This is a genomic window from Marinobacter alkalisoli (assembly GCF_045449795.1).
Taxonomy (GTDB): domain Bacteria; phylum Pseudomonadota; class Gammaproteobacteria; order Pseudomonadales; family Oleiphilaceae; genus Marinobacter.
Genome location: NZ_JBJJLB010000032.1, coordinates 132023 through 157540 on the forward strand (window position 1 = coordinate 132023; position 25518 = coordinate 157540).

Here is a 25518-nt window from a genome sequence, read left to right on the forward strand (position 1 = left end):
GGTGGTTGCTCCTATTGTCTCAGGTTCATTCTTGGGAAAAACGGGTGGCCCATACGTCGGCACTGAAGCCGACGCTGACGTTCCCTTCGTGCTCGACCACCGGTCGTTTAATGATGGAAGGGTTCTCTAACATGACGTCATGGGCGGATTGGGCATCAATGGTATCACGAACGTCCTCGGGAAGTTTGCGCCAGGTGGTTCCCCGGCGGTTCAGCAGGGTTTCCCAGCCTACAGACTGTTCCAGGCGTGAGAGCAGGGTGTCATCCAGTCCGTCTTTTTTGAAGTCGTGAAAATCATAGGGGACGCCTTGTTCGTCCAGCCATTTGCGGGCTTTCTTGACCGTATCACAGTTCTTGATGCCGTAAATTTTCATGCCTTGTTTGCCTTTACAAATTCTACGATGCGTTTTGCAGCCTCGACACACTCTTCCAATGGCGCGACCAGCGCCATGCGCACCCGGTTTTCGCCGGGGTTGTGGCCATCAACCGTGCGGGACAAATAGCGCCCCGGCAGTACATGAACGTTCTGCTGGGCGGAAAGGTCCCTGGCGAAGGTCTCGTCATCCATCGGCGTTTCGGGCCAGAGGTAGAAGCCAGCATCCGGAAAATCGACGGACATGACTTCCCGGAGGATGGGCACCACGGCTTCGAACTTCGCACGGTAGGCGGCGCGGTTTTCCCGCACATGATCTTCATCCTGCCAGGCAGCGATGCTGGCCAGCTGATTGTGGATGGGCATGGCGCAGCCGTGATAGGTGCGGTACTTCAGGTAGCCTTTCAGGATCTCCGCGTCACCCGCGACAAAGCCTGAGCGCAGTCCGGGCAGGTTGCTGCGCTTGGACAGGCTATGGAAAACCACACAGCGGGAAAAGTCGTGTCGACCGATCGCCGCGCAGGTTTGCAGCAGGCCTTCCGGCGGCTGGGATTCGTCCGGGTAGAGTTCGGAATAGCATTCGTCCGAGGCAACGATGAAGTCGTGGCGGTCCGCCAGTTCGATCACTTTGATCAGTGTTTCGCGGGGTACCACGGCGCCACTGGGATTGCCCGGTGAGCAGAGAAACAGCACCTGACAGTCCTGCCAGACGTCATCGGGTACCTGGTCGAAATCCGGGATGAAGCCGTTGCTGCTGTCGCAAGGCAGGTAGACGGGCGTCGCGCCGGCGAGAAAAGCCGCCCCCTCGTAGACCTGGTAAAACGGGTTCGGGCTGACCACAGTGGCTGGTTTACTGCCATCGACCACGGCCTGAACCAGGGAAAAAATGGCCTCACGGGTGCCGTTGACCGGAACAATGTTGTCGCTGGCGGACAGGCTGCCGGGCTGCAGGTCGAAACGGCGGGTTGCCCATTGGCTGATGGCTTGCCGCAGTTCGTCGGTACCTTTGGTCGTGGGATAATTGGCGAGCTTGTCCAGATTGTCAGCAATGACCTGTTTTACGAAGGCCGGTGACGGGTGTTTGGGCTCGCCAATTCCCAGCGAAATAGGCGCCAGGTGCTCGGGCACGGAAATGCCAGCTTTCAGTTTCGTCAGCTTCTCAAACGGGTAAGGGTGTAATCGGTCCAGATTGGGATTCATTGAGTGTCGTCCAGCATTGTACGAAGGTCTTCCTGCAGGGCCTGACAGATGGCAGGGTCACTGATTTGCTCGCCCTGCTCGTTGGTAACGAAGAAGGCGTCTTCCACGCGCTCCCCCAGGGTGGCGATTTTGGCGTTGGTCAGTCTGACACGATGCTCAAGCAGAACCTGACCCACCCGTGCCAGCAGCCCGGGCCGGTCCGGAGTGATAACTTCAATCACCGTGCGCTGATTGACGGTGTCATTGGACAGGGTGACTTCGGTGGGGAAGGCGAAGTGCTTGAGCTGTCGGGGAGTGCGGCGATGGATGATGTCGGGGTAATCCTCGGGATCGTCCAGCTCCTCGATAAGCCGTTGGCGTACGCGGCTCTTGCGGGCCGGGTCAATGCCCAGGGGTTGGCCCTTTTCATCCAGTACCACGTATGAGCTTATGGAGTAAGGGCTTTCACTGGAGCTGATCCGTGCGTCGACGATGTTGAGGTTGAGTTGTTCCAGCACAGCCGTGGTCGCGGCGAAAAGAGCAACACGGTCCCGCATGTAGATGATGATCTGGGAGTAGCCGTCTGTCGGGCCGCCACGGGTATCACGAATCAGCACCAGTGGATCGGGGTTGTCGCCGTGGCGAATGATGGCCGCGGTCTGCCAGGCAATATCCACGGTGGAGTCCTGGAGGAAGTAGTCCTCGTCCAGGGTGTCCCAGATGCTGTCGATCTGCTCGTCAGTCATGTTCTGGGCATGGAGAATCTCCCGGGCCTCGGACTGTGTTGCCCGCACCCACTCCTGACGATCCACCGGGGTTTCCGAGCCCCGGCGCAGTGCTCGTTTGGTCTCGATGTAGAGCTGACGCAAGAGTGAGGCGCGCCAGGTATTCCAGAGCTTGGGGTTGGTGGCGCTGATGTCGCAAACTGTGAGCACGTACAGATAGTCCAGATGCGCCTGGCTGGGAACCGACTGGGCAAAGGCGTGGATGATGTCGGGATCGGAAATGTCCTTGCGCTGTGCAGTCATGGACATTAGCAGGTGATTCTCCACCAGCCAGGAGACCAACTGGGTGTCACGCTCACTGAGGTGATGTCGCGCGCAGAAGTCTTCGGCATCAATCGCGCCCAGATCCGAATGGTCGCCGCCCCGGCCCTTTGCAATATCGTGATAGAGGCCTGAGATAAACAGGGTTTCCAGTTTCGGCAGGCGGTGAATCAGTCGGGAAGCCAGCGGATACTCTGTTCGCGCCTCCGGGCTGGTCAGCCGAGCCATATTGCGGATGACCCTCATGGTATGGGCATCCACGGTGTAGATATGGAACAGGTCGTGCTGCATCTGCCCGATGATCTGACCGAATTCCGGTAGATAGCGGCCCAGCACGTTGTATTTCTTCATGGCGGACAGCGTCTGGTCCAGCGCGTGGGGCGTCCTCAGTAACTCCATGAACAGGGAGGTGACCGCAAGGTCCGAGCGGAAGGCATCGTCTATCAAGTGGCGGTGCGCCCGCAGGGAGCGAATGGTGGTGGCCCGTATGCCCTTGATTTCCGGGTGCTGCGCCATCAGCACGAAAATCTCCATGATGGAGTAGGGCGCGTAGGCGAAAACCTGATTGTTTACTGCTTCGATATATCGGTTGCGAATCTGGAAGCGTTTGTTCAGGGGTTGTATGTCATCGGCATCGCCGGCGCCAAGAATTGCCTCGTCGTAGTACTGAAGAATGACATCGGCGAGCTCCGCCAGGGCCAGCACGGTGCGGTAGTACGACTGCATCATCAATTCGACGCCCAGTCGCTTGCCCTCGTCCTGGTAGCCCAGCATTTCCGCCAGGGCTCGCTGATGATCGAACAGCAGGCGGTTTTCATTGCGGTCGGCGATCAGTTGCAGGCCATACCGCAGGCGCCAGAGGAAAGTCTCACCCTGGAACAGGATCTGGTGCTCCTCCTCGGTCAGGATGCTGAAACGGGTCAGGTCGGCGATGTTCTGCAGTCCGAAATGGCGCTTGGTGATCCAGCCAATGGTCTGGATGTCGCGAAGGGCGCCTGGCGAGCCTTTGACGTTGGGTTCCAGGTTGTATTCGGTATCACCGTACTTTTTGTGGCGTTGCTGCTGCTCTTCCCGTTTGGCAATGAAATACTCACGATCAGAACTGACATCATCGGCATATACCTGCTCGCTCAGGGTTTCCCGGAGCTCGTCGGGGCCTGCAATGGTGCGGGTTTCCAGCAGGTTGGTGAGGATGGTGATGTCTTCCCGGGCAGCGGCCTTGCTCTCCTCGATACTGCGAACACTGTGGCCGATGTCCAGCTTCAGATCCCAGAGCAGGGTAATAAAGGCTCCGAGGTCCTCCTGCCACTCCTTGCGGATGCCGTTGCGAGTCAGTATCAGCAAATCGACGTCTGAGTGAGGGTGGAGCTCGCCGCGACCATAGCCTCCAACCGCAACCAGGGAGATGTCGGTGGAAGTTGAGAATGGATAGCGGTTCCAGATCAGCCGCAGGGTGGTATCCACCGTGTCGGCCCGGGAATGGACCAGGGCCCTGACATCGGCCCCCTGGCGGAACGCCTCCGCATCGGCGTTGTATCGACCCCGCAATAATTCGCGGGCGGCGACGACGGGCGAGTCATCGTTGCTGATGCGGGTTTCGAGTTCGCTTCGGTCCACCTAGAAAGACTCTTCCGTACGTTTTGTCAGGACGTCGCAACCGTCGGCCGTGACCAGGAGGGTGTGTTCCCACTGGGCCGACAGTTTGTGGTCCTTGGTGACCACGGTCCAGCCATCCGGCAACAGTTTTGTGTGGTACTTGCCCTGATTGATCATCGGTTCAATGGTAAAGGTCATACCTTCCTGCAGCTCCATGCCGGTACCGGGCTTGCCGTAATGCATGACCTGGGGATCTTCATGGAAGACCTTGCCAATGCCGTGTCCGCAATAATCCCGAACCACCGAGTAGCGGTGCTTCTCCGCGTGCTGCTGGATCACATGGCCAATATCGCCCAGTCGAGTGCCCGGCTTGACCAGCTCAATGCCTTTATAGAGGCATTCCTGGGTAATGTTTATCAGCCGTTCGGTGCCCGGCTTGGGCTTGCCGACAATAAACATCTTGCTGGTGTCACCGTGGTACTCGTCTTTTATAACGGTCACATCAATGTTCATGATGTCCCCGTCCTTCAGCACCTTTTTCTCTGAGGGGATGCCATGACAGATAACGTGATTGACGGAGGTGCAAACAGATTTTGGGAAACCCTTGTAGTTCAGAGGGGCCGGAATCGCTTTTTGCACATTGACAATATAGTCGTGACAGATGCGGTCCAGTTCTTCGGTGGAAACGCCGGGTTTGATGTGCTCCCCGATCATTTCAAGAACTTCAGCGGCCAGACGGCCTGCTACGCGCATCTTCTCGATTTCTTCCGGAGTTTTGATTGATACCTGCATTGGGCTTCCTGTTAATCAATACCAAACCGTTATTCTAGGGATGCTGGACCGAGGGGACAAGCTCGGGGACATCCTGCGCCCGAACAGAAAAAAGCTGGTCGAAGGGCGTCAGGCCAAAGGCGCAGGAGAGTTTGTAGCCGGTCAGCTCCATTTCAGGCATGAGCAGATGGTCCCTCCGGGCCAGGTGTTTGATTTTGTCATTCAGTTCAGAAATGTCCCGGTGTATCTCTTCCGCACTGGCCCGGCTCATATGACGGGTCACTGATTCAAACTGGTAGCCGGTACGGTGGCGGTGGTTAAACACCCAGTTAAGGAAGTCCGCATTAATCTTGCGAATCTCCTGGTCCAGGCTCTTGTCGGCCAGGAAGTCGACGGGCGGTTCGATCAGCAGCTTCACGTCGCGGTTGTCGGTCAGTTGGATCAATTGCAACTGCTCAAGGGATCGCAGGTATTGATACAGGGTTTGATCGGTGAGCTGGTAGATCGCCTGGATCCGGGCTGGCTCATACCGGTTCAGGAGTAAAAGGAATACTGAAAGCAGCGAGCGATTGGCAGACAAGGCGCGGGACTGCTTTCCGCTTAACTGGTTGGGAGGCGCCGGGTTTTGCCCTGTCGCCTCAACCAGTTCATGCAGTTGCAGGCCAGCGGCGCGACAGATGGCATTGAGTCGGCTGAGTTTGCAGTCCTGCTCTGCAAACAGGCGCTTGACGGTGATTTCCGACACGTCTAACCGTTCGGCGATGTCGGCATAGGTTAACCCGCGGGCCTTGAGCGCGGTCTTCAGGCGGGTGAACAATTCTTTTGACATGATCTGATACCGGCTTGGAATGATGGGTATCAAATAAAGATACCTTATATATTTTTGGTATCAAGGTCGGATGGTTGGCGCTAGGGTTTCAGAGGCACTTGAAAGCAATGGAGGCTTATATGATGAAGAAAACCCTACCCGTTTTAACCCTGGCACTGGCGATACCCGGCCTGGCGCATGGGGATCCCGAAGTGATGTGGGTGCAATCCGGATTCGACCAGCCGGAATCGGTGGTATCAGACGCCGAGGGCGCGCATCTCTACGTATCCAGTATCCATGGCCAGCCTGGTGAAAAGAACGCCCAGGGCTACATCTCCAAACTGTCGAACGATGGCAAGGTTGTTGAGAAGCACTGGGTCAACGGACTGAACGCCCCCAAAGGCATGGGGATTCAGGGAGGACAGCTGTTTGTCACCGATATTGATCGTTTCCTGATTATCGACTTGGTCAGCGGCGAGGTTCTGGAGCAGTTTTCCCCGCCCCAGGCCCAGTTCCTTAATGATGTGTCCGTCAGCGACGATGGTGACGTCTACGTGTCCGACATGATGGGGAATGCCATCTACCGCTACGACGGCCAGGACTTGACCCTTTGGCTTGAGGATGAGCGCCTGATGCATCCCAACGGCGTGTTGGCCGATGAAGATTCCCTTTTGGTCGCAGGCTGGGGAACGCCGATTGCCGCCGACTTCAGTACGGAGGAGGCCGGAAGCCTGTTGCGTATTGGTTTTCAGGACAAGGCGCTGACACAGGTGGCTGGTGGCGAACAGTTGGGTAACCTGGATGGTGTGGCCAGGATTGGGGATGAGTTGCTGGCCAACGACTGGATGAACGGTCGCCTGTTCCGGATCACCGCTGACGGCCAGGGCACTGTCGCCGCCGAACTGGCACCGGGCGTGGCGGACATTGGCGCCGCGGGCGATGTGCTCTATCTGCCGTACATGTTCGATGGCGAGGTGCGGGCTGTTCAGTTGCCCTGAGGTCCGGCAAAAAACAAGAGCCGCAGCGTGCGTGAGCACGTTGCGGCTTTTTAGTAGCCGGTTTATGACCTAGAGGTTAACTGGCAGGGGCTGTTGCCCATTGGATGTCGCGCTAAGAGGCCTCCATCCCGAGGCCTCGGCGGCTTTTTCCAGAACTGTGTCGCCAGGAACGTAACAAGCGGATCCCGTTGACTCAAGCATAGGGATGTCCGACTGGTGATCTCCCACGGCCAGGCTCCTGGCAAGGTCTATGCGATGACGCAATGCGTAGTCCTGAATGCGGGCGGCCTTGCCTTCGCCGATACAGGGTGTGCCGGTAATCTCACCGGTAAAAACGTTGCCCTCCCGGACGATGTGGGTGGCAATGACGCCGTCGACCTTCAAATCGGTGGCGATGGGAGCAAGCAGCTCATTGAATGAGCCTGAGACCAGCACGATTCGGTAGCCGGACCGCTGGCAGCGACGCAGTTCCGCGACTCCGGGCTCGTACCAGAACGGAACTGCCGTATCCTGCAAGCGAGCCTGGAACCATTCCTGGCCGCATCTCGTTATTCGGTCAACGGGGCGCCCGGCGAAGGACTGGTAATAGGCGCGGTTGAGGTTTTCCCGGGGCACGGTTTCCGAAAGCTGGCGGAAATGCGCCATGAATGCCTCAAACGTGCTGAAGGGCTCGTCCATGAGCCAGCCCTGCGCACTGGCCTGGGAGAAGTAGTATTGCTGGAAGCTCACCATGGATTTGAGGCGGATCAGGGTTTCATCGACGTCAAAGAAAGCGGCCTTCATGCGGCTTCCTCCTGTTCTGTACGCTGTTTATCTATAAGCCCCGGCAGCAAGTCCTTCAAGTAGCCACTGATTCGTTGCTCCTCACCTATGGCAGCGACCGTAGCCACGTGGCCGTCGGGTCGTACCAATACCCAGCCACCGCGCTCCTTGCCGAGCCATGCTTTGAGAGCGTTCTGCTCCACCCGGTAGGTGTCGAAACCGGAACTCTCGTGATTGATGCTGATACCCAGAACCGGCAGATGTCGGGTGAAATTTGCCAGTTCTCTTACGCCTGGCTCAATATCAGCCGATGACAGCTTACGGTTAACAAGGAATAGCGTGAACGCCTGACCGTGGATCAGCTGGTCGATGGGTTGCTCCCGGGTTGAGCCTGGTTGCGATAGGGTCAGGTACGGTAAACGGTGTCCGCTTTGAAGCTGGCCCAGTGGCTGCTGGTTAACCAGCGGAGAGTTGGTGTAGCACTGACGTAGCCCGGAATACAGCCAGGGCAGGGAGTTTTGCACGCTCTGCCGGCTGCCGTAGAGGGGAACCAGGTAGCGGCGGATCAGATCCAGGGGGAGGGATGTGCCGGTGATGAAGCTTGTGGTCTTGGCCGTGACCTGCTGGATACGCTGGGCCACCTGGGTGCGCTCCGTGGCGTAGGTCTCAACCAGGGATCGGTCCGCCCATCCTTTCAGGTGCCAGGCCAGCTTCCAGCCCAGGTTGAACGCATCCTGAAAACCGGTATTCAGCCCCTGGCCGCCCAGCGGACTGAACAGGTGAAATGCATCGCCCAGCAGAATGATGTTGCCCTGAATCGGGTTGTCGGCCATGCGATGATAAAACGGTGCAGAAGTCAGCCATTGAGGGCTGTGTACCTTGATGCCGCCGGGGCCATTGCGGTCGACGATGCGCTGCAGATCGTCCAGGGTGATGGCGCGTCGCTCCCCGGTCTTATCACCGGCAATGAACTCGGCGTCTGTCTGGCAGATTATCCGGTGCCGCCCCTCGGGGAGTGGAACAATCAGAATATAGCCCTGGCGGGACAGGAAGAACTGTAGTTGCTCCGGGTTGCCATCCGGCCAGTCCATCATGACGTCGCCAAGTATGAACGCCCGTTCGTACTCGCCGCCCGGGAAGGGAATGTCCTGCAGGCGCCGCACCGTGCTGTGGCTACCGTCGCAAGCGAGCACCCACTGAACCTGGCGTGTTTCCCGGACCTTACCGTTTACCAGTGCCACTTCACAGCTGCCGTCGGCCAGCGTTTTCAGCTGGGTGAGTTCGGTATTCCATTTAATCTCAATGTCATGGCAGTTGAGTGTCTGACGGAGTAATCTTTCGGTTGAGCTTTGGGGCAGTGCGAGCACCATAGGGTAGGATGACTGGATCTGCTCGAAATCAACCCGCAGAATCTCGCGCGAACCGGCGTTCAGAGTAGCGTATCGGTGAGGGACACCGTGAGCAACGAATTGCTCTGATAGTCCCAGTGTTTGCATCAGTTCCAGTGTGATAGCGTGAATGCCAATGGCTTTCGACAACGACGTCGGACTGGCATTGCGTTCAATAATGATTGGGCGAATACCGTGCTTGGCAAGGGTCGCCGCCGTGGCCATACCCACGGGGCCGGCCCCGACGATCAGCACGCTGTCTTGCTGTCTCATTTTAACCTCCTGTTTTGCCCAGGGACTCAAATTTAAAGGGATTGTTCGAATGGATATCAGGGATATGGATATCAAATCGTTGATGGTGTTTGATGCCATCTACAAGACCAAAAACCTTTCTGCTGCCGCTGATCAGCTGGATACCAGCCAGCCTTCGATCAGCCGCTGCCTGGCCCGGATGCGGGACAGTCTCAACGACCCGCTCTTCACCCGGCATCGGAATCGTATGCTGCCGACGCCCAAGGCCATGCTCATGGCCAGTTATGTGGAGCAGGCACTGGACAGCCTTCATGCGGGAATCGATTGTTTCAGGGAGTTTCAGCCAAACCGGTCCGATGTGAACTTTCGGCTCGGAGTGAATGACCTGGTGCTCAGCCTTCACGCCAACCCGTTGATTCAGGCAGTAATGAGAGAGAGCGCGGGGGTGAGTCTTTCCTTTCTCAGTGCCAACTACCTTGATGCCTTGTCCCTGCTCGAAAAGAGCGCCATCGATGTGGCGATCGTGTCGCACTTCAGTAGCAGTTCGCTGTATTGCTATGAACCGCTGTTTCAGGACGATTACGTGACCGTGGCCCGGGAGCATCACCCTCTGGTCGGAGGCGGTCCTCTGACGCTGGATGCGTTCAGCCGGCTCGAGCATATCCTCGTCACCTATGAAGACGCACGCAGTGGATGGATTGACGATGAGCTGGCCAAGTTGTCGATGCACCGAAGGATTCGGCTGCGCCTGCCGTTCTTTACCAACGCGCTGCAACTGGTTGCCGACAGCGACCTGATTTGCACACTTCCCCGTCAGTTTGCCCGTTATTACGCGAGGCGGTATCCACTGGTGCTTCATGAGTTGCCTTTGAAGAGTCACGTTCACACCTTTTTTCTTATCTGGTTGAGGCGTCTGGACCGCGACCCTGCCCAGCGCTGGATAAGAGAAATTGTCCAGCGCGTGGTGGGCAGGGCGGGCATTGCACATCAAGCTGACAGTTGAGAACCCTCTTCAGCGAATTCGCTGACAAAGCGTGTGACCATGTTAGCGGCCAGGTTCTGCTCCTTTCCGGCCAGGAATTCCGCAGGGTATGCGGTGAATTCAACCTCGCAGGTTGTGGCGGGAGTGTCGTTGCATTGATGGAAATTGATGGTGGCGGCGCTGGAAATGGTGCCCCGCTTGCTGGCTCTGAGCGAATGAATCTGGTAGTCAATGGTAGCGCCCAGAGGGAACACGAAACTGTGGAAGCGCGTGTCCATACGGTTGATGACAAAATAGTACTGCTGATCCTTCTTGGCGTGGAACTGCTCCGTTACGGTCAGGAAGCTTTGCCGCGCGGCTTCTATCAGAACCATGCCCTGAATGTGTTGGCCAGTTATATGGTCGAGCATCAACTCATTGTCATTGTGCACCAGCAGGTCCATCTGCATATGCCGCTCACTCAGGCGGGTCGGAAGGCTGACCAGGCGATTCTCTGCCCGACTCTTGTGGCACAGGCGTTCGGGGGCTGTCTCTAGTCCGGTGCCTTCGGCTTCAAGCCACTGGGTTCGCGGGAATCGTGCGATCAGGCGGTCGATTTCCTCAATCGTTTCCCGGGTCAATCCCTGGCCGGCTATCAGTGAGGTGGGCTGATGGGTGCGCTGTTTGAGTTCGACGTCCAGTTGCGATTGTTTGACGATGTTTTCATTTCTGGCGAACCCGGAAAACTTGTCGCCGACAACGATCAGGTAGTTCATATCCATGACGTTTCTCTCCTTGAAATAAAGCAGGCCACGAATTGTGGCCTGCTGGTGGGTTACGACATAAAGGCTGACTGATGCTGCTTGAGGAATTCGTTAACCTGCGTGGGTTGGCGCCCCATCACTTTCTTGTAATCATCACTGACATAGCTGCCCTGGTTGTCGGCGTAGAGCTCAAACAACTCGATCAGCGCATCCGAGAGCCACTCACCATAGCCTGCATCAACCATGGAGGCGCGGGCGTCCGAGAAGGAGACCGGTTGGTACTGAACCTGCTTACCGGTCAGGTGGGACAACTCCTCGGCAACGCTGTGGAACGTTTCGGCGCTGCGCCCGGTAAGGGCGATGACTTCCTGTTTCAGGTTGTCATCAGTGAGGCAACGCACCGCGGTCCGGGCAATGTCGCCGATGTCGGTAAAGCTGATCTGGCCATTGGCTGCGGGCGCGTAGATTAGTCCGTCGGACTTGACGCTGTCGCCGTGCCCCAGAAGGTTCTGCATGAACAGATTGGGTTGCAGGATGCAGTAGTCCAGTCCGGAGGTGCGCAGGTGCTCCTCGACTTGAGCGTGAAGCCGTGGAAGCCGCGGTCCGGCGTCCGGCGAGGCGCCCAGGCCCGAGAGTTTCACCACCTTGCTGACGCCGGCCTGTTTGGCCGCGTCGATCACGCCAATCTGCCAGTCGACCATTTCGGCGTTTGGCGGTGTGGCCAGGTATACGCCGGTGACACCCTGAAGCGCTTTCAGAACCTGATCGGCATTGCCGAGGTCAGCCTCAACAATCTCAGCCTCAGTGGGCAGCTTGCCGCGTGCGTCGTCGGCGTTGCGGGTCAGGGCGCGGTAGGCGATGCCCTGGGCGCTGAGTTCCTGGCAGACCTGGCTGCCGGTGTTGCCTGTGGCTCCAATTACTAGAATCATTGCGTTACTCCTTTACGGTTTGGTTTGCAAAGTGCGCCGGGTTTACCGGTGCTGTGAATGTGTGTGATGAGGGTTGCCGCGCCGGGCCTCGTTCAGCATGTCTTCCATGCCGTCGATGCCGTTGTTGAACAGGAGGGTCAGGGTTTCGGTCATTTCCTGTTCCAGTTCCGGCTCGATGTCGAAGCTGGCCCGCCAGGTGAGGTGAGTGCGTCTGGCTTGCGTGGCATCAAAGTCCAGGCTTGCCTGGTAGTTTTTAAGGCCAAGCGGGCCGGCAACAATGGTGTAGGTGTACGAGTGCTGGCTGTCCGAGAACTCGCTGAGCCGCTCTACAAACACGCCGCCGTCATTCATGACGATGGTGCGATGAATGCCGTGGCGGTTCTCGTAGACGTCGCAGGTGTTGACCAGCGACTGCCAGTTCTGGATAGAGCAGAATGTGCTGAATGACTCCCAGATCTGCTCAATCGGGGCGTTGAGTGTGCGATCGATGCGGACCTCCGCCGCCTGGGCGGTACCCAGGGCTGCTGCCGCAAGTGTGAATGTGGTTGCCAGTTTGAACACCGTTGCCTCCTTTCGTGGTTTCCCTGTTGTGTCTTTTTTGTCCTGGTCTGCTTGGTGCGGTGTGTTTGGAATTATTCGTCATAGAAGGGAGGCAAGTAATAGCTGGGGTGATATAGCCGCTATAACAGGATTGATATGAAGCCTTGGCGGAGAGTCATCGGCATGCTGAAATAGATGGCACCAGGGTGCGTTTTTATGGTATAAACGCGCCCGCTGGAAACAAATCCGGCAAATTCACACACGTGTCGACACGTTGTCCCAGGGTGCCGTCTCCTGTTTTAAGGAGCATGGTTGGGTCAATCGGACGCGTGGAGGACTAACCCGAAGCTAAAAAGGTAAATATCATGGCTCAGGTAAATATGCGTGACCTGCTCAAGGCAGGTGCTCACTTCGGTCACCAGACCCGTTACTGGAACCCGAAAATGTCGAAGTTCATCTTCGGCGCCCGCAACAAGATTCATATCATCAACCTGGAACAGACTGTTCCTGCCATGAACGACGCACTCAAGTTCGTTCAGCAACTGGCAGAGAACAAGAACAAGGTTCTGTTCGTAGGTACCAAGCGTGCCGCAGCGAAAATCGTGAAGGAAGAAGCCGAGCGCGCTGGTCAGCCTTTCGTAAACCACCGCTGGTTGGGTGGCATGCTGACCAACTACAAGACCATCCGTCAGTCTATCCGTCGCTACCGTGACCTGGAAGCTCAGAGCCAGGATGGTACTTTCGACAAGCTGACCAAGAAAGAAGCCCTTGATCGCACCCGCGAAATGGACCGCCTTGAGCGTTCTATCGGCGGTATCAAGGACATGGGTGGCCTGCCGGATGCCATGTTCGTAATCGACGTGGACCACGAGCGCATCGCCATCAAGGAAGCCAACAAGTTGGGCATTCCTGTTATCGGTGTTGTTGATACCAACAGCGATCCTGACGGTGTTGATTACGTAATCCCGGGCAACGATGACGCCATTCGCGCTATCCAGATTTACGTGAAGGCCGTTGCCGATACCTGCATCGATGCGACCCAGTCTGCCGGTGCCGGCGCTGACGAGTTTGTTGAAGTCAGCGAAGATGCTGAAGGTGCTGCTCCAGCCGCTGAGTAATGTTTTCCCTTCAGATTTGAGATGTCGGGTGTGCCCGTGATTAACCCCGGGCACACCTTCCCACCGAATTCGGAACAAGAGGATTGAACATGGCTGCAATTACCGCTGCAATGGTTAAAGAGCTGCGTGAGCGTACCGGCCTCGGCATGATGGAGTGCAAGAAAGCACTGGTCGAAGCTGATGGCAGTGTTGATACTGCGATTGAAGAGCTGCGCAAGTCTTCCGGCCTGAAAGCCGCCAAAAAGGCCGGCCGTACTGCCGCTGAAGGCGTATCTCTGATCAAGATTTCTGACGACAACACCGTTGCCTTCATCCTGGAAGTCAACTCCGAGACCGACTTCGTTGCCCGTGATGACAACTTCATCAGCTTCGCCAACGACGTTCTGGACGTTGCCTTCGAAAAGGGTGAAACCGACGTAGCCAAGCTGATGGACGGCGATCTGGAAGCCAAGCGTGAAGCGCTGGTTCAGAAGATTGGCGAGAACATCACTGTACGTCGCATCGTTAAGGTCGAAGGTCCGGTTGTGGGCGGCTATGTCCACAGCAACAACAAGATCGCATCAGTTGTGGCCCTGACCGCTGGTGACTCCGAGGTTGCCCGTGACATCGCCATGCACGCTGCCGCTGTTAACCCGCGGGTTGGCAAGCCGGAAGACATGCCTGCCGATGAACTCGAGAAAGAAAAAGACGTCATCAAGGCCCAGCCGGATATGGAAGGCAAGCCTGCCGAAATCGTCGAGAAGATGATGGGCGGCCGCATCAAGAAGTTCCTCAAGGAAAACAGCCTTGTTGAGCAGCCTTTCGTCAAGAACCCTGACCAGACCGTGGGTGAGCTGATCAAGTCCGCCGGCGGTGAGCTGGTTGGTTTTGTTCGCCTGGAAGTCGGTGAAGGTATTGAGAAGGAAGAAGTGGACTTTGCTGCCGAGGTTGCTGCTGCAGCCGGCACAGGCAAGGCCTGATCCTTCTGTTTGGCGCTGCGACCCCAGTGGTTGCAGCGCCACCTGAGTCTGCCACGTTGGCTGGGGTGACCTGGCTCTCGTGGCGGGCTTGTATCTGAGATACCCCTTTTTATTGAGGAGTATGTCAGATACAAGCCTGCGAAGCTTGTCGCGCCAGATAGCAGCCAACAGACGAAAAGGGGATCACCATGCCGACATCATCGAAAACCCAGCCCAGATACAAGCGTGTTCTGCTCAAGCTCAGTGGCGAAGCCCTGATGGGCGAGCACGATTTCGGTATTGATCCCAAAGTTCTTGACCGCATGGCACTGGAAATCGGCGCCCTGATCGGTATTGGTGTTCAGGTAGGCCTGGTTATCGGTGGCGGTAACCTGTTCCGTGGCGCTGCCCTGAATGCCGCGGGCATGGATCGGGTAACCGGCGACCACATGGGTATGCTGGCAACCGTGATGAACGGGTTGGCTATGCGCGACGCGCTTGAGCGCTCGAATATCCGTACCCGTGTCATGTCGGCCATTCCCATGAGCGGCATCGTTGAGCACTATGATCGCCGTCGCGCAGTGCGCGACCTGAAAGACGGTGATGTGGTGATTTTCTGCGCCGGCACGGGTAACCCCTTCTTTACCACTGACTCCGCTGCCTGTCTGCGTGGTATCGAGATCGAGGCGGATGCGGTCCTGAAGGCGACCAAGGTGGATGGTGTCTATTCGGCGGACCCCTATCTCGACTCGTCAGCAGAAAAATACGACCATCTGACCTATGACGAAGTGCTGGATAAAAAGCTGGGCGTGATGGACCTGACAGCGATCTGCCTGGCCCGGGATCACGGTATGCCGCTGCGGGTGTTCGATATGAATCGCCCGGGTGCGCTGACGCGCATCGTGACCGGCGAAAAAGAAGGTACACTGATCGAATAACGTGGTTGATCCGGCCCGCATCAGACTGGCCGGAAAACGGACTGACATGAATAACGAATTGAGGATGCTCTAGTGATCAACGACATCAAATCCGAAGCTGAGAAGAAAATGAAAAAGAGCGTTGATGCTCTCCACTCAGCCTTCAACAAAATCCGCACAGGCCGTGCCCATCCTGCCATTCTCGACAGCGTCATGGTGAACTACTATGGCCAGGAAACGCCGCTGAAGCAGGTTGCGAGCGTGAACGTTGAAGACAACCGTACACTGACGATATCGCCCTGGGAAAAGAACCTCGTGCCGACGATTGAAAAAGCCATCATGACGTCGGATCTGGGTTTGAACCCTGCCACCAGCGGCGACACCATCCGCGTTCCGATGCCGATGCTGACCGAAGAAACCCGTAAGGAAATGGTCAAGCAGGCAAAAGCCGATGCCGAGCACGGTCGGGTCTCTATCCGTAACGCTCGTCGTGACGCCAACTCCATGTTGAAAGAACTGCTCAAAGAGAAGGAAATCAACGAAGACGAGGAGCGTAAGGGCGAGGAAGAGATTCAGAAGCTGACGGATCGCTACATCGCCGACATTGAAAAAATGCTCAAAGGAAAAGAAGAAGACTTGATGGCTGTCTGATTCAGTCGGGTCTTATTCGGACACAACGATCAGCCAGCGTCCACCCGCTGGCTGAGCAGGGGACTTCATGACGGAAACTGTATCCGCAGAGATTCCGGTGTCGGCTGACAGTCGGCCCCGGCATGTGGCCATTATCATGGATGGTAATAACCGCTGGGCGAAAGCGCGCCAGCTGACGGGGGTGGCCGGCCACAAGGCGGGCGTGAATGCGGTGAAAGCTGTCGTGGAGACCTGCGCCCGCGAGGGGGTGGAGGTACTGACCCTGTTTGCCTTCTCAAGCGAGAACTGGCGGCGCCCCAAAGATGAGGTCTCTGCCTTGATGCGCCTGTTCCTGTTTGCACTGGAGCGGGAAGTCAAAAAGCTTCATCGGAACAACATCCGGCTCCGGATCATCGGTGACCGGACCGCCTTCAGTCCTGCGTTGCAGGAACATATGGAAAAGGCGGAAGCGTTGACCCGCAATAACACCCTGATGACCCTGGTCATTGCCGCCAACTATGGCGGTCACTGGGATATCACGCAGGCAACCAGGCAGGTTGCGGAAAAGGTCCGGGCAGGGGGGCTGGAACCGTCGGATGTGACCGATGGCCTGATTCAGCAGCATCTCTCCATTGGCGACCTGCCCATGCCGGACCTGATGATCCGCACGGCGGGCGAGCAGCGCATCAGCAATTTCATGCTCTGGCACCTGGCGTACGCCGAACTGTACTTCTCACCGGTTTACTGGCCCGACTTCCTTGAGGACGAAATGAGGGAAGCGCTGAAGGCCTATGCCGGTCGGCAGCGGCGGTTTGGCCAGACCGATGACCAGATTGCCAGTCGCCAGCCGGAAAAATAACGACAAGACAGCGAACTCTATTGTGCTAAAAACCAGAATCATAACTGCGCTTATCCTTGCCCCGATTGCCATTGGCGGCATCTTCTTTCTGCCACCGCTCGGCTTTGCCCTGTTTACCGGTGCCATTATCACCATCGGTGCCTGGGAATGGGCCAACATGTCGGGCATGACCTCCCAGTTGGCTCGCGTGGTCTACGCGGCGGTGGCTGCCGCCGTGATGTACGGGTTGCTCAATGTATCCGCTGTTGCCGTGCTCTGGCTGGCCGTTATCTGGTGGTTTATCTGTTTCCTGATGGTTCGCAGTTACCCGGCCGGATCCGAGCGCTGGGGCGGGTTGCCTGTTCGCGCCGTGATGGGGCTGCTGGTGCTGGTTCCGGCCTGGGTGGGGTTGAACCATTTGCGCACCGGATCGTTTCAGTTCGGTGATGTTGCCAACAATTTATTGGTCATATTGTTTGTTTTCTGCGTTGTCTGGGTTGCCGATATCGGCGCCTATTTCGCGGGCCGGGCGTTCGGCAAGGCCAAGCTGGCTCCACGAGTCAGCCCCGGAAAATCCTGGGCCGGTGTCTGGGGCGGCCTGGTGGCGGTTGCGGTATTCGCGGTCATCGTAAGTCAGCTGGCTTCCGCGCCCATGGACCAGACGCTGCTGCTGGTGATCGCCAGCCTGGTGACGGGGCTGGTTTCAGTGTTGGGAGATCTCCTGGAGAGCATGCTCAAGCGTTTTCGTGGCATAAAGGACAGCAGCCAACTGCTTCCTGGCCATGGTGGTATTATGGACCGGATTGACAGCCTTACGGCTGCCATTCCTGTGTTTGCCCTGATTATTACCCAGCTTGGCTGGCTGACGGCTGGCCACTGGTGAGTGAAATTATGCGCCATGTAACCATCCTTGGAGCCACCGGGTCGATTGGCCGGAGCACGCTGGATGTGATTCGTCGCCACCCGGACCGCTTCCGGATTCACGCCCTCACGGCCAGCACCCGGGTTGAGGATATGGTGATTCTGTGTCGTGAGTTCCGGCCGGCCTATGCCGTCATGGCCGACAACGACGCCGCCAGCCAGTTGGCAGATGCCATATCGGAACTTCCGACAACCGTTCTCGGCGGAGAGTCGGGGTTGTGCCAGGTTGCCTGTTCGGATGATGTGGATACGGTCATGGCGGCTATTGTAGGCGCTGCCGGCCTCCCGCCAACGCTTTCCGCCGTACGGGCTGGAAAGCGCGTCCTGCTGGCCAACAAGGAAGCCCTGGTCATGTCCGGCCGGCTGTTTATGGACGCGGTGGCCGAGTCCGGTGCTGAGTTGCTGCCAATCGACAGTGAGCACAACGCGATCTTCCAGTGCATGCCAGCGGACAGGGTTCGTGATCCCGATGGCGCCGGTATCACCCGTATACTGCTCACGGCGTCCGGCGGGCCCTTCCGGCAGCATTCCGAAGACGAGCTGAAGAGCGTGTCTCCGTCACAGGCCTGCGCCCACCCCAACTGGTCCATGGGGCGGAAAATCTCCGTGGACTCCGCCACCCTGATGAATAAGGGGCTGGAGCTGATCGAAGCGTGCTGGCTGTTCAATACCGATCCGACGCGGATTGAAGTGCACGTCCACCCGGAAAGTATCATCCATTCGATGGTGGAGTATGCCGATGGATCGGTTCTGGCCCAGCTGGGCAGCCCCGATATGCGTACGCCGATTGCCAACGGCCTGGCATGGCCTGAACGCATTGATGCCGGCGTAGCGCCGCTGGACCTGTTTGCCATCGGTCGGTTCCATTTCGAGCGTCCGGACATGATCCGGTTTCCCTGTCTACGCCTGGCTGCGGAGGCCTTTCAATCCGGCGGGACTGCTCCGGCAGTGCTGAATGCCGCCAACGAAGAGGCGGTGGCGGCATTTTTGGCGGGCGACCTTTGCTTTACCGATATCCCCGTTATTATAGAGCGCACCCTGACGGCGACCGAGGTGGTCTCCGCCGACAGTTTCGATATCATCTTTGCAAAAGATGCTGAAGCCCGTGGGTTTGCCCGGGAACAGATACGCTTGCTGACGGTCTGAGTTATCGCTACCGGGCCGGTCCGTCGGGATAATCGCCAACTATCGAGAGCACTATGCACATAGTTCAAACCGTCCTTGCACTCGCTTTAACGCTGGGCATACTGGTGACCCTTCATGAGTTTGGCCATTTCTGGGTGGCCAGACGCTGTGGGGTCAAGGTGCTTCGTTTCTCCGTCGGTTTCGGGAAGCCCATGTTTTCCTGGTACGACCGCCATGGCACTGAATTTGCGATAGCCGCGATTCCGCTGGGTGGCTACGTCAAAATGCTCGATGAGCGGGAAGGGCCCGTCCCCGAGGAGCTGCGTGACCAGGCGTTCACCTCCAAGCCGCCGTCAAAGCGTATTGCGATCGCAGCCGCCGGACCGATAGCGAATTTTCTCTTCGCCATCGCCGCATACTGGTTGTTGAGCGTGGTCGGCTTTACCGCCGTGGCGCCCATCGTAGGCGACGTGAAGCCGGATAGTATTGCGGAACGCATGGGTCTGGTCGAGGGAATGGAAATCCACGAGGTGGATGGTCACAGGGTGACGTCCTGGCGAGATATTAACATGCGCCTGCTGGAGCGAGCCGGGGAGCACAGCAGCGTTGCTCTGGTAGTCAGTCGTAATGGCAGTCGTGGCGAACTATCCACATCCCTCGATGGCTGGCGCTTGCAGGACAGCAGGCCCGATCCTCTGGGGGCGTTCGGCATAGAACCCTGGCGACCGGCCATTCCCGCTGTACTGGATGAAATAGTCAGTGGCGGTGCCGCCGAAGCCGCTGGCCTGCAACCCGGAGATCGCGTGGTTGCCGTGGAAGGGCAGCCCGTTGCGGGCTGGTTTGAGTTGGTGGACATCATCCGCGCCTCACCGGCCTCAACCCTGGCGGTAACCGTTGAGCGTCAGGGTGAACGCCTGGACTTGCAGGTAAGGCCGGAATCGAAAACCACGGAAAGCGGCGAAAAAATTGGCTTTGTGGGCGCCGGTGTGGCCCAGGTAAGCTGGCCGGACGAAGTGCTGCGGGACGTACGGTTCGGGCCTGTTGCGGCCGTGCCCAATGCGGTCAGTGAAACCTGGGCGGATACCCGGTTGACGCTGGTGGCCATCAAGAAGATGGTTACCGGGCTGCTGTCGCCCACCAACCTCAGCGGCCCTATTACGATTGCCCGGGTTGCGGAAGCCAGTGTCAGTTCCGGCTTCGAGGACTTTATCCGCTTCCTGGCTTACCTGAGCGTAAGCCTGGGGGTGCTCAACCTTCTGCCGATACCGGTTCTGGATGGTGGTCATATCATTTATTACACCATCGAGGCGATTCGCCGTAAGCCGCTTTCCGAGCAGGCTCAGGCGCTTGGATTACGAATCGGTATGGCATTGATTCTCACATTAATGGTGTTTGCTCTTTACAACGACCTGATGCGGTTGTGAGAATTGCGAGCTCCTTACGCGCATTAACAGGCGAAATGACAGAATGAGACGTTCTCTTCTAGGTGTAGCCATAGGTCTGGCAATTGCCGGTACCGGCATGAGTTCAGCGCATGCTGACGAATTTACGGTTTCCGATATTGAGGTAGAGGGATTACAACGGGTATCCGCAGGTACCGTTTTCTCCGCCTTCCCGGTCGACATTGGGGAGCCGGTGGACGAAGCCGAACTTGCCGGGGCGATCAAGGATCTGTTCCGGACGGGGCTGTTCACGGATATTGAAGCAAGCCGGGACGGTGGCGTTCTGATCCTGACGGTCCTGGAACGGCCTTCCATCACCTCCATTGAAATCGACGGCAACAAGAATATTGAAACGGATATGCTCCTGGATGCATTGTCCGGAGCCGGTCTTGAAGAGGGCCAGGTATTCCGTCGTGCCACGCTGGAACGCCTTGAGCTTGAGATTCTGCGCTCTTACATCAGTCAGGGCCGTTACAACGCCCGGGTGAAGGCAACCGCCGAAGAGTTACCCCGCAACCGGGTCGCCATCAAGCTCGATATCAACGAAGGCGATGTGGCGGCCATTCAGCACATGAATATCATTGGCAACGAAAACTTCAATGATGAGGAGTTGCTGGATCTGTTTGAACTCCGGACCAGCAGCTGGTGGAACTCCATCACCAATGCCGACAAATATGCGCGGGAGCGGCTCAGCGGTGACCTGGAGACCCTGAGATCGTTCTACCTGGACCGCGGTTATCTGGACTTCAACGTGGAGTCCAGTCAGGTATCAATCTCACCCGACAAGAAACAGGTCTTCATTGCGATTGCGCTGAACGAGGGGCCTCAGTACACAGTGTCTGACGTCCAGCTTCGGGGCGAACTGATCGTCGATGAGGAAGAGTTGCGCGAACTCATCACGATCGAGGAAGGGGATGTGTTCTCCCGCTCGATGATGACGGCCGTGTCTGAGCGTCTGTCGCGGCGCCTGGGTCGCGAAGGCTATGCCTTTGCCAACGTTAATGCGGTTCCGGAACCGAGCGATGACAATACCGCCTCGGTCACGTTCTACGTTGAACCCGGAAAACGCGCCTATGTCCGCCGGGTTAACTTCGAGGGCAACGTGTCTACCCGGGACGAAGTCCTGCGCCAGGAAATGACCCAGATGGAAGGCGGCGTGGCTTCCACGGATCGAATCGAATACTCCAAGACCAAGCTGGAGCGGCTGGGGTTCTTCCAGACCGTAGACGTCGAAACCACTCCGGTGCCCGGCACGGATGACATGGTGGATGTGAACTACTCCGTTGTTGAACAGCCTACGGGTAGCCTCTCTGCATCGGTTGGTTTCTCCCAGGCGTCCGGCGTGATCCTGGGTGCGAATGTCTCAGAGAACAATTTCTTCGGCAGTGGCAAGCGGGTTTCGTTTGGCGTCAACGTCAGTGATTCCATCAAGAGTGCCAATTTCTCCTATTCCGATCCCTACTACACGGTCGATGGCGTCAGCCGTGGCTTCAGTATATTTGCCCGGGAAACGGATTTCGAAGAACAGGATATTTCCTCCTACCTGCTGGATGAGTACGGTGGCCGGCTTACCTTCGGGTATCCGACCGACAGCATTACCCGCCTGAACTTCGGGGTTGGGTACACGCTGTCCAAGGTCAAAAGCGGCAGGTTTACTTCCCAGGAAGTGCGGGATTTCATTGCCGAGGAAGGGAACGATTTCCACAACTACTTCCTGTTTGGTTCCTGGCGCCGCAGCACTCTGAACCGTGGCGTGCTGCCCAGCGATGGATACAGTCATTCCCTGTCCGGTGATGTGGCCGTTCCCGGGAGTGATCTGACCTTCTATAAGCTCACCCATAAGACCGACTTCTACCAGCCTCTGAACGAAAACCAGACCTGGGTCGTGCGGGCGCGCACGGAAGTGGGGTATGGTGATGGCTACAGTGGCCGTGACGTCATGCCGTTTTATGAGCATTTCTATGCCGGCGGCTATGGTTCTGTCCGTGGGTTCGAAGCGAATTCCCTCGGGCCGAAGGCGACAAACAGCCCCAATGATTTGTCAGACCCGGACCCGTTTGGTGGTAACGTCCTGACCGAGGGCAGTCTGGAGCTGATCTTCCCGACTCCGTTTGCGGGGGATAGCCGTTCCATGCGCTCGGCATTCTTTGTGGATGCCGGTCAGGTGTTTGATCCGGACCGGGATTTTGAGCCTGCTGCGAACGAATTACGGGTGTCAGCGGGTGTCGGATTCCAGTGGATCACCGCCGTCGGTCCGCTGGCATTCAGTCTGGCCAAGCCGCTGAACGATAAGAGTGGTGACGATACACAGATCTTCCAGTTCTCACTGGGACAGACCTTCTGATCAGTGGACGATGTAGAAAAAGAAAGATACAGAGGAGAAATACCATGTTTCGATTTGCAGCAATGGCCGCCCTGCTGGCGCTGGCCGTGTCTTTCCCGGCATCGGCCGAGACCCGTATAGGTGTTGTGGATCTCCGTCAGGCCCTGTTTTCTTCAAACGAGGCAAAAACATTCAGTGAAAGCCTCCAGAGGGATTTCGCCGATGACGAGGCCGAAGTGCGCCAGGCCCAGGAAGCAGCGAGAAAACTGAAGGACCGCCTGGAAAAAGATGGCGCAATGATGAACGAATCCGAGCGTAGCCAACTGACCACCGAGTTTCAGGAAAAAGTGAAGGAATTCAACTTCCTCAAGCAACGCCTGGATTCCACCGTGGCCAGTCGTAAACAGTCCTTCCTGGAAAACGCCCGCCCGAATGTCGATAACGCCGTTCAGGAGCTTCTTGAGGAACACGATCTGGACCTGATTCTCCCCAGCGAAGCCGTGGTCTACGTGAAGCCGGAAATGAACCTGACAGACGAATTGCTGGACAAGCTGAACCGCTGATCAGACCCGGCGCCGGCCTGGTGTGCCATTCGGCGCCAGGCCGTCTTACCTTGTGGAGTAAGTGATGACAGAACGTTGTTACCGGCTGGGGGACATTGCTGCCGAACTGGGGGCGGAGCTCAGGGGAGATCCGGATACACAGATTCATGGTGTCGCCACGCTGCAGGCGGCTACGCCAGGACAGATATCCTTTCTGGCCAATCCTTCCTACGGTCGATACCTGAAAGAAACCCAGGCCTCGGCCGTCATCCTGTCGCCGGCGGCGGCTGGCGATTCTCCGACCAATGTCCTGTTACTGGACAATCCCTATCTCGGGTACGCTCGCCTCAGTCACTGGTTTGATCCTGCGCCTCGCCAGCAGCCCGGCATTCATCCGTCTGCGGTTGTGGATCCGTCTGCAAGGATTTCAGACACCGCGGCCATTGGCCCCCAGGTGGTGATCGAAGCGGAAGCGGAGATCGGAGATCATGTGATTATCGGAGCCGGCTCCATTGTTGGCGCCCGATGCCGCATCGGAAGTCAGACTGTATTACGCCCCCGGGTAACCCTGGCTCACGACATCATCGTGGGGCAGCGTTGCCATATCCTTAGTGGGGCGGTGGTCGGGTCCGACGGCTTTGGTTTTGCCAATGAAAAAGGCGCCTGGCACCGAATCGCCCAGATCGGCAAGGTTGTTCTGGGTGACGATGTGGAGGTTGGCGCCAATACCACGATTGATCGCGGTGCTCTGGACGACACCGTGATTGGCAACGGCGTCAAACTGGATAACCTGATCCAGATCGCCCACAACGTACGCATCGGCGATCACAGTGCCATGGCGGCCATGGTCGGGATCGCAGGCAGTACCCGCATCGGCAGTCATTGTGTGTTTGGCGGCGCGTCCGGGGTGGCCGGACACCTTGAGATTGCCGATCAGGTGCATCTCACAGGGATGACACTGGTTACCGGTGATATCCGGGAGCCGGGGGTGTATTCTTCCGGCACCAGTGCCGACAAGAATCGCCAGTGGCGCAAAAACGCAGTTCGCTTTCGACAGCTGGACGCCATGGCGCGAAGGCTTAAAGAACTGGAAAAGAAATCAGAAGGCTGAGGCCGTTAAAGATGATGTATATTGAAGAAATTCGGGAATATTTGCCCCACAGATACCCGTTTTTGCTGGTTGATCGGGTTACTGAAATCGAGAAGGGTAAATCCATTAAGGGATATAAGAACATTTCCTTCAACGAACCATTCTTTACAGGCCATTTTCCGAACAAGCCGATCATGCCCGGAGTGCTGATAATAGAGGCGATGGCGCAGCTTTCGGGGGTGCTTGGATTTGTGACGGTTGAACGGAAACCGTCGGATGGCGTGGTACAATATCTGGCTGGGTCCAGTAAGGTGCGCTTCAAGCGCCCCGTGGTGCCAGGAGACCGACTCTGCATGGAATCGACCTTCATCTCTGGCAAGCGCGGAATCTGGAAATTTGAGTGCCGGGCACTGGTCGATGGTGAAGTCGTCTGCGTGGCCGACATATTGACCGCTGAGAGAGAAGTTTGATGGCGACAAATGACTGGTCGGGTGTCCATCCTCAAGCGATTGTAGACCCATCAGCCAGGCTGGCGGATAACGTAACCGTTGGTCCGTGGAGCTACATCGGCCCCGATGTGGAAATAGGAGAGGGTACCGAAATCCTCTCCCATGTGGTGGTCAAAGGGCCTACGGTTATTGGCCGGAACAACCGCATTTTCCAGTTCTCCAGTATCGGAGAAGAGTGTCAGGACAAGAAATACGCCGGCGAGCCGACCACCCTGGTGATCGGTGATGACAACGTGATCCGGGAAAACTGCACTATTCACCGCGGCACGGTTCAGGATCGCGGCGAAACCCGCATTGGCAGCGGCAACCTGCTGATGGCATACGTCCACGTGGCCCACGATTGCACGGTTGGTGACAACACCATACTCGCCAACTGCGCGACCCTGGCAGGGCACGTCACCGTTGGCGACTGGGCTATTCTCGGCGGTGGCACCATGGTCCACCAGTTCTGTCACATCGGTCCGCATAGCATGGCGGCCGGGGGCAGCATCGTACTCAAGGATATTCCGGCTTATGTCATGGCTAGCGGTCAGTCTGCCCAGCCCCATGGCATGAACGTGGAAGGTCTTCGCCGCCGTGGGTTCAGCAAGGAAGTGCTGCTGACCCTGCGCAGGGCCTACAAGGTTATCTACCGCCAAGGTCTGACCACCGAGCAGGCCGTTGAAGATCTGGAAAAATCCTACCCGGATATGGACGAAATACGTCCGCTTATTGACTCTCTTCGTGGTGCACACCGCGGCATTATCCGATAGTCGGGCC

The 25518-nt window shown here is 57.3% G+C and carries 25 protein-coding genes; 15 read left to right on the forward strand and 10 right to left on the reverse strand.

What is annotated here, in order from left to right; all coding sequences use genetic code 11:
• Window positions 1-25 precede the first annotated feature (25 nt).
• Genes ACJO3M_RS15680 through ACJO3M_RS15700 form a run of 5 tightly spaced genes read right to left on the reverse strand, consistent with a single transcriptional unit; the run spans window position 26 to window position 5793 of the window.
• Window positions 26-373, reverse strand: a complete 348-nt coding sequence (locus ACJO3M_RS15680; protein ID WP_407002326.1) for an ArsC family reductase — start codon at window positions 371-373, stop codon at window positions 26-28.
• Window positions 370-1572: a succinyldiaminopimelate transaminase gene (dapC, locus tag ACJO3M_RS15685; protein WP_407002327.1), complete on the reverse strand. Its 1203-nt coding sequence runs from the start codon at window positions 1570-1572 to the stop codon at window positions 370-372. Before dapC ends, ACJO3M_RS15680 begins: the two co-directional genes overlap by 4 nt.
• Window positions 1569-4214, reverse strand: a complete 2646-nt coding sequence (locus ACJO3M_RS15690) for a [protein-PII] uridylyltransferase (RefSeq protein WP_407002328.1) — start codon at window positions 4212-4214, stop codon at window positions 1569-1571. Before ACJO3M_RS15690 ends, dapC begins: the two co-directional genes overlap by 4 nt.
• Window positions 4215-4985, reverse strand: a complete 771-nt coding sequence (map, locus tag ACJO3M_RS15695; protein WP_406987866.1) for a type I methionyl aminopeptidase — start codon at window positions 4983-4985, stop codon at window positions 4215-4217.
• A gap of 34 nt (window positions 4986-5019) precedes the next feature.
• A complete protein-coding gene (locus tag ACJO3M_RS15700; protein WP_407002329.1) occupies window positions 5020-5793 on the reverse strand; it encodes a helix-turn-helix transcriptional regulator in 774 nt (257 codons plus the stop codon).
• 119 nt (window positions 5794-5912) lie between these two features.
• Here ACJO3M_RS15700 and ACJO3M_RS15705 point away from each other — a divergent pair, with 119 nt between their 5' ends.
• Window positions 5913-6770: an SMP-30/gluconolactonase/LRE family protein gene (locus ACJO3M_RS15705; RefSeq protein ID WP_407002330.1), complete on the forward strand. Its 858-nt coding sequence runs from the start codon at window positions 5913-5915 to the stop codon at window positions 6768-6770.
• 69 nt (window positions 6771-6839) lie between these two features.
• On the opposite strand, the gene ACJO3M_RS15710 is transcribed toward ACJO3M_RS15705, so the two are convergent.
• Together ACJO3M_RS15710 and ACJO3M_RS15715 are read right to left on the reverse strand one after the other, a co-directional pair.
• On the reverse strand, window positions 6840-7553 hold the full coding sequence (locus ACJO3M_RS15710) for an HAD family hydrolase (protein ID WP_407002331.1): 714 nt from the start codon (window positions 7551-7553) through the stop codon (window positions 6840-6842).
• Complete coding sequence (locus ACJO3M_RS15715; protein ID WP_407002332.1) at window positions 7550-9193, reverse strand: FAD-dependent monooxygenase; 1644 nt, start codon at window positions 9191-9193, stop codon at window positions 7550-7552. Before ACJO3M_RS15715 ends, ACJO3M_RS15710 begins: the two co-directional genes overlap by 4 nt.
• Window positions 9194-9242: 49 nt before the next feature.
• Here ACJO3M_RS15715 and ACJO3M_RS15720 point away from each other — a divergent pair, with 49 nt between their 5' ends.
• A complete protein-coding gene (locus ACJO3M_RS15720) occupies window positions 9243-10175 on the forward strand; it encodes a LysR family transcriptional regulator (protein ID WP_407002333.1) in 933 nt (310 codons plus the stop codon).
• On the opposite strand, the gene ACJO3M_RS15725 is transcribed toward ACJO3M_RS15720, so the two are convergent.
• From ACJO3M_RS15725 to ACJO3M_RS15735, 3 genes are read right to left on the reverse strand one after another with little or no spacing between them, the layout of a single operon-like run.
• A complete protein-coding gene (locus tag ACJO3M_RS15725) occupies window positions 10160-10915 on the reverse strand; it encodes an AfsA-related hotdog domain-containing protein (RefSeq protein ID WP_407002334.1) in 756 nt (251 codons plus the stop codon). The two genes, ACJO3M_RS15720 and ACJO3M_RS15725, sit on opposite strands and share 16 nt — an antisense overlap.
• Before the next feature lie 53 nt (window positions 10916-10968).
• Window positions 10969-11826: an SDR family oxidoreductase gene (locus tag ACJO3M_RS15730; RefSeq protein ID WP_407002335.1), complete on the reverse strand. Its 858-nt coding sequence runs from the start codon at window positions 11824-11826 to the stop codon at window positions 10969-10971.
• Window positions 11827-11868: 42 nt separating this feature from the next.
• Window positions 11869-12387 carry an SRPBCC family protein gene (locus ACJO3M_RS15735; RefSeq protein ID WP_407002337.1) on the reverse strand — a complete coding sequence of 173 codons (519 nt, stop codon included), beginning with the start codon at window positions 12385-12387 and terminating at the stop codon, window positions 11869-11871.
• Window positions 12388-12731: 344 nt separating this feature from the next.
• Between ACJO3M_RS15735 and rpsB the strand changes: the two genes are divergently transcribed.
• The 13 genes from rpsB (at window position 12732) to lpxA (ending at window position 25511) form a co-directional block, all read left to right on the forward strand.
• Window positions 12732-13484, forward strand: a complete 753-nt coding sequence (gene rpsB, locus ACJO3M_RS15740) for a 30S ribosomal protein S2 (protein WP_407002338.1) — start codon at window positions 12732-12734, stop codon at window positions 13482-13484.
• Window positions 13485-13573: 89 nt separating this feature from the next.
• Window positions 13574-14443 carry a translation elongation factor Ts gene (gene tsf, locus ACJO3M_RS15745; protein WP_407002339.1) on the forward strand — a complete coding sequence of 290 codons (870 nt, stop codon included), beginning with the start codon at window positions 13574-13576 and terminating at the stop codon, window positions 14441-14443.
• Between the two features lie 188 nt (window positions 14444-14631).
• Window positions 14632-15360: a UMP kinase gene (gene pyrH / locus ACJO3M_RS15750; RefSeq protein ID WP_406987859.1), complete on the forward strand. Its 729-nt coding sequence runs from the start codon at window positions 14632-14634 to the stop codon at window positions 15358-15360.
• Between the two features lie 72 nt (window positions 15361-15432).
• Window positions 15433-15990, forward strand: coding sequence for a ribosome recycling factor (gene frr, locus ACJO3M_RS15755; RefSeq protein ID WP_407002340.1), 558 nt, complete (start codon window positions 15433-15435; stop codon window positions 15988-15990).
• A gap of 67 nt (window positions 15991-16057) precedes the next feature.
• The gene (gene uppS, locus ACJO3M_RS15760; protein ID WP_407002341.1) at window positions 16058-16828 is read left to right on the forward strand and encodes a polyprenyl diphosphate synthase; all 771 of its coding nucleotides are present in this window, start codon (window positions 16058-16060) and stop codon (window positions 16826-16828) included.
• A gap of 22 nt (window positions 16829-16850) precedes the next feature.
• Entirely contained in the window at window positions 16851-17690 is an 840-nt protein-coding gene (locus tag ACJO3M_RS15765; protein WP_407002342.1) for a phosphatidate cytidylyltransferase, read from the forward strand.
• A gap of 8 nt (window positions 17691-17698) precedes the next feature.
• Window positions 17699-18874 (forward strand): 1-deoxy-D-xylulose-5-phosphate reductoisomerase, encoded by a 1176-nt coding sequence (gene ispC / locus ACJO3M_RS15770; RefSeq protein ID WP_407002343.1) that lies wholly within the window; start codon window positions 17699-17701, stop codon window positions 18872-18874.
• A 53-nt stretch (window positions 18875-18927) separates the two neighbouring features.
• Window positions 18928-20277, forward strand: coding sequence for an RIP metalloprotease RseP (gene rseP / locus ACJO3M_RS15775; RefSeq protein ID WP_407002344.1), 1350 nt, complete (start codon window positions 18928-18930; stop codon window positions 20275-20277).
• A gap of 43 nt (window positions 20278-20320) precedes the next feature.
• Entirely contained in the window at window positions 20321-22639 is a 2319-nt protein-coding gene (gene bamA / locus ACJO3M_RS15780; RefSeq protein WP_407002345.1) for an outer membrane protein assembly factor BamA, read from the forward strand.
• A gap of 44 nt (window positions 22640-22683) precedes the next feature.
• Window positions 22684-23181: an OmpH/Skp family outer membrane protein gene (locus tag ACJO3M_RS15785; RefSeq protein WP_407002346.1), complete on the forward strand. Its 498-nt coding sequence runs from the start codon at window positions 22684-22686 to the stop codon at window positions 23179-23181.
• 64 nt (window positions 23182-23245) lie between these two features.
• On the forward strand, window positions 23246-24271 hold the full coding sequence (gene lpxD / locus ACJO3M_RS15790) for a UDP-3-O-(3-hydroxymyristoyl)glucosamine N-acyltransferase (protein WP_407002347.1): 1026 nt from the start codon (window positions 23246-23248) through the stop codon (window positions 24269-24271).
• 11 nt (window positions 24272-24282) lie between these two features.
• Window positions 24283-24720: a 3-hydroxyacyl-ACP dehydratase FabZ gene (gene fabZ, locus ACJO3M_RS15795; RefSeq protein ID WP_407002348.1), complete on the forward strand. Its 438-nt coding sequence runs from the start codon at window positions 24283-24285 to the stop codon at window positions 24718-24720.
• Window positions 24720-25511: an acyl-ACP--UDP-N-acetylglucosamine O-acyltransferase gene (lpxA, locus tag ACJO3M_RS15800; protein WP_407002349.1), complete on the forward strand. Its 792-nt coding sequence runs from the start codon at window positions 24720-24722 to the stop codon at window positions 25509-25511. Before fabZ ends, lpxA begins: the two co-directional genes overlap by 1 nt.
• Window positions 25512-25518: the final 7 nt, after the last annotated feature.

Coding starts and splice junctions, on each gene's coding strand:
- ACJO3M_RS15715 (WP_407002332.1), bottom strand. CDS start 9,193: ATGAGACAGCAAGACAGCGTGCTGATCGTCGGGGCCGGCCCCGTGGGT.
- ispC (WP_407002343.1), top strand. CDS start 17,699: ATGCGCCATGTAACCATCCTTGGAGCCACCGGGTCGATTGGCCGGAGC.
- pyrH (WP_406987859.1), top strand. CDS start 14,632: ATGCCGACATCATCGAAAACCCAGCCCAGATACAAGCGTGTTCTGCTC.
- rseP (WP_407002344.1), top strand. CDS start 18,928: ATGCACATAGTTCAAACCGTCCTTGCACTCGCTTTAACGCTGGGCATA.
- ACJO3M_RS15680 (WP_407002326.1), bottom strand. CDS start 373: ATGAAAATTTACGGCATCAAGAACTGTGATACGGTCAAGAAAGCCCGC.
- ACJO3M_RS15785 (WP_407002346.1), top strand. CDS start 22,684: ATGTTTCGATTTGCAGCAATGGCCGCCCTGCTGGCGCTGGCCGTGTCT.
- tsf (WP_407002339.1), top strand. CDS start 13,574: ATGGCTGCAATTACCGCTGCAATGGTTAAAGAGCTGCGTGAGCGTACC.
- lpxA (WP_407002349.1), top strand. CDS start 24,720: ATGGCGACAAATGACTGGTCGGGTGTCCATCCTCAAGCGATTGTAGAC.
- rpsB (WP_407002338.1), top strand. CDS start 12,732: ATGGCTCAGGTAAATATGCGTGACCTGCTCAAGGCAGGTGCTCACTTC.
- ACJO3M_RS15710 (WP_407002331.1), bottom strand. CDS start 7,553: ATGAAGGCCGCTTTCTTTGACGTCGATGAAACCCTGATCCGCCTCAAA.
- bamA (WP_407002345.1), top strand. CDS start 20,321: ATGAGACGTTCTCTTCTAGGTGTAGCCATAGGTCTGGCAATTGCCGGT.
- ACJO3M_RS15720 (WP_407002333.1), top strand. CDS start 9,243: ATGGATATCAGGGATATGGATATCAAATCGTTGATGGTGTTTGATGCC.
- lpxD (WP_407002347.1), top strand. CDS start 23,246: ATGACAGAACGTTGTTACCGGCTGGGGGACATTGCTGCCGAACTGGGG.
- uppS (WP_407002341.1), top strand. CDS start 16,058: ATGACGGAAACTGTATCCGCAGAGATTCCGGTGTCGGCTGACAGTCGG.
- ACJO3M_RS15730 (WP_407002335.1), bottom strand. CDS start 11,826: ATGATTCTAGTAATTGGAGCCACAGGCAACACCGGCAGCCAGGTCTGC.
- dapC (WP_407002327.1), bottom strand. CDS start 1,572: ATGAATCCCAATCTGGACCGATTACACCCTTACCCGTTTGAGAAGCTG.
- fabZ (WP_407002348.1), top strand. CDS start 24,283: ATGATGTATATTGAAGAAATTCGGGAATATTTGCCCCACAGATACCCG.
- ACJO3M_RS15705 (WP_407002330.1), top strand. CDS start 5,913: ATGATGAAGAAAACCCTACCCGTTTTAACCCTGGCACTGGCGATACCC.
- map (WP_406987866.1), bottom strand. CDS start 4,985: ATGCAGGTATCAATCAAAACTCCGGAAGAAATCGAGAAGATGCGCGTA.
- ACJO3M_RS15700 (WP_407002329.1), bottom strand. CDS start 5,793: ATGTCAAAAGAATTGTTCACCCGCCTGAAGACCGCGCTCAAGGCCCGC.
- ACJO3M_RS15725 (WP_407002334.1), bottom strand. CDS start 10,915: ATGGATATGAACTACCTGATCGTTGTCGGCGACAAGTTTTCCGGGTTC.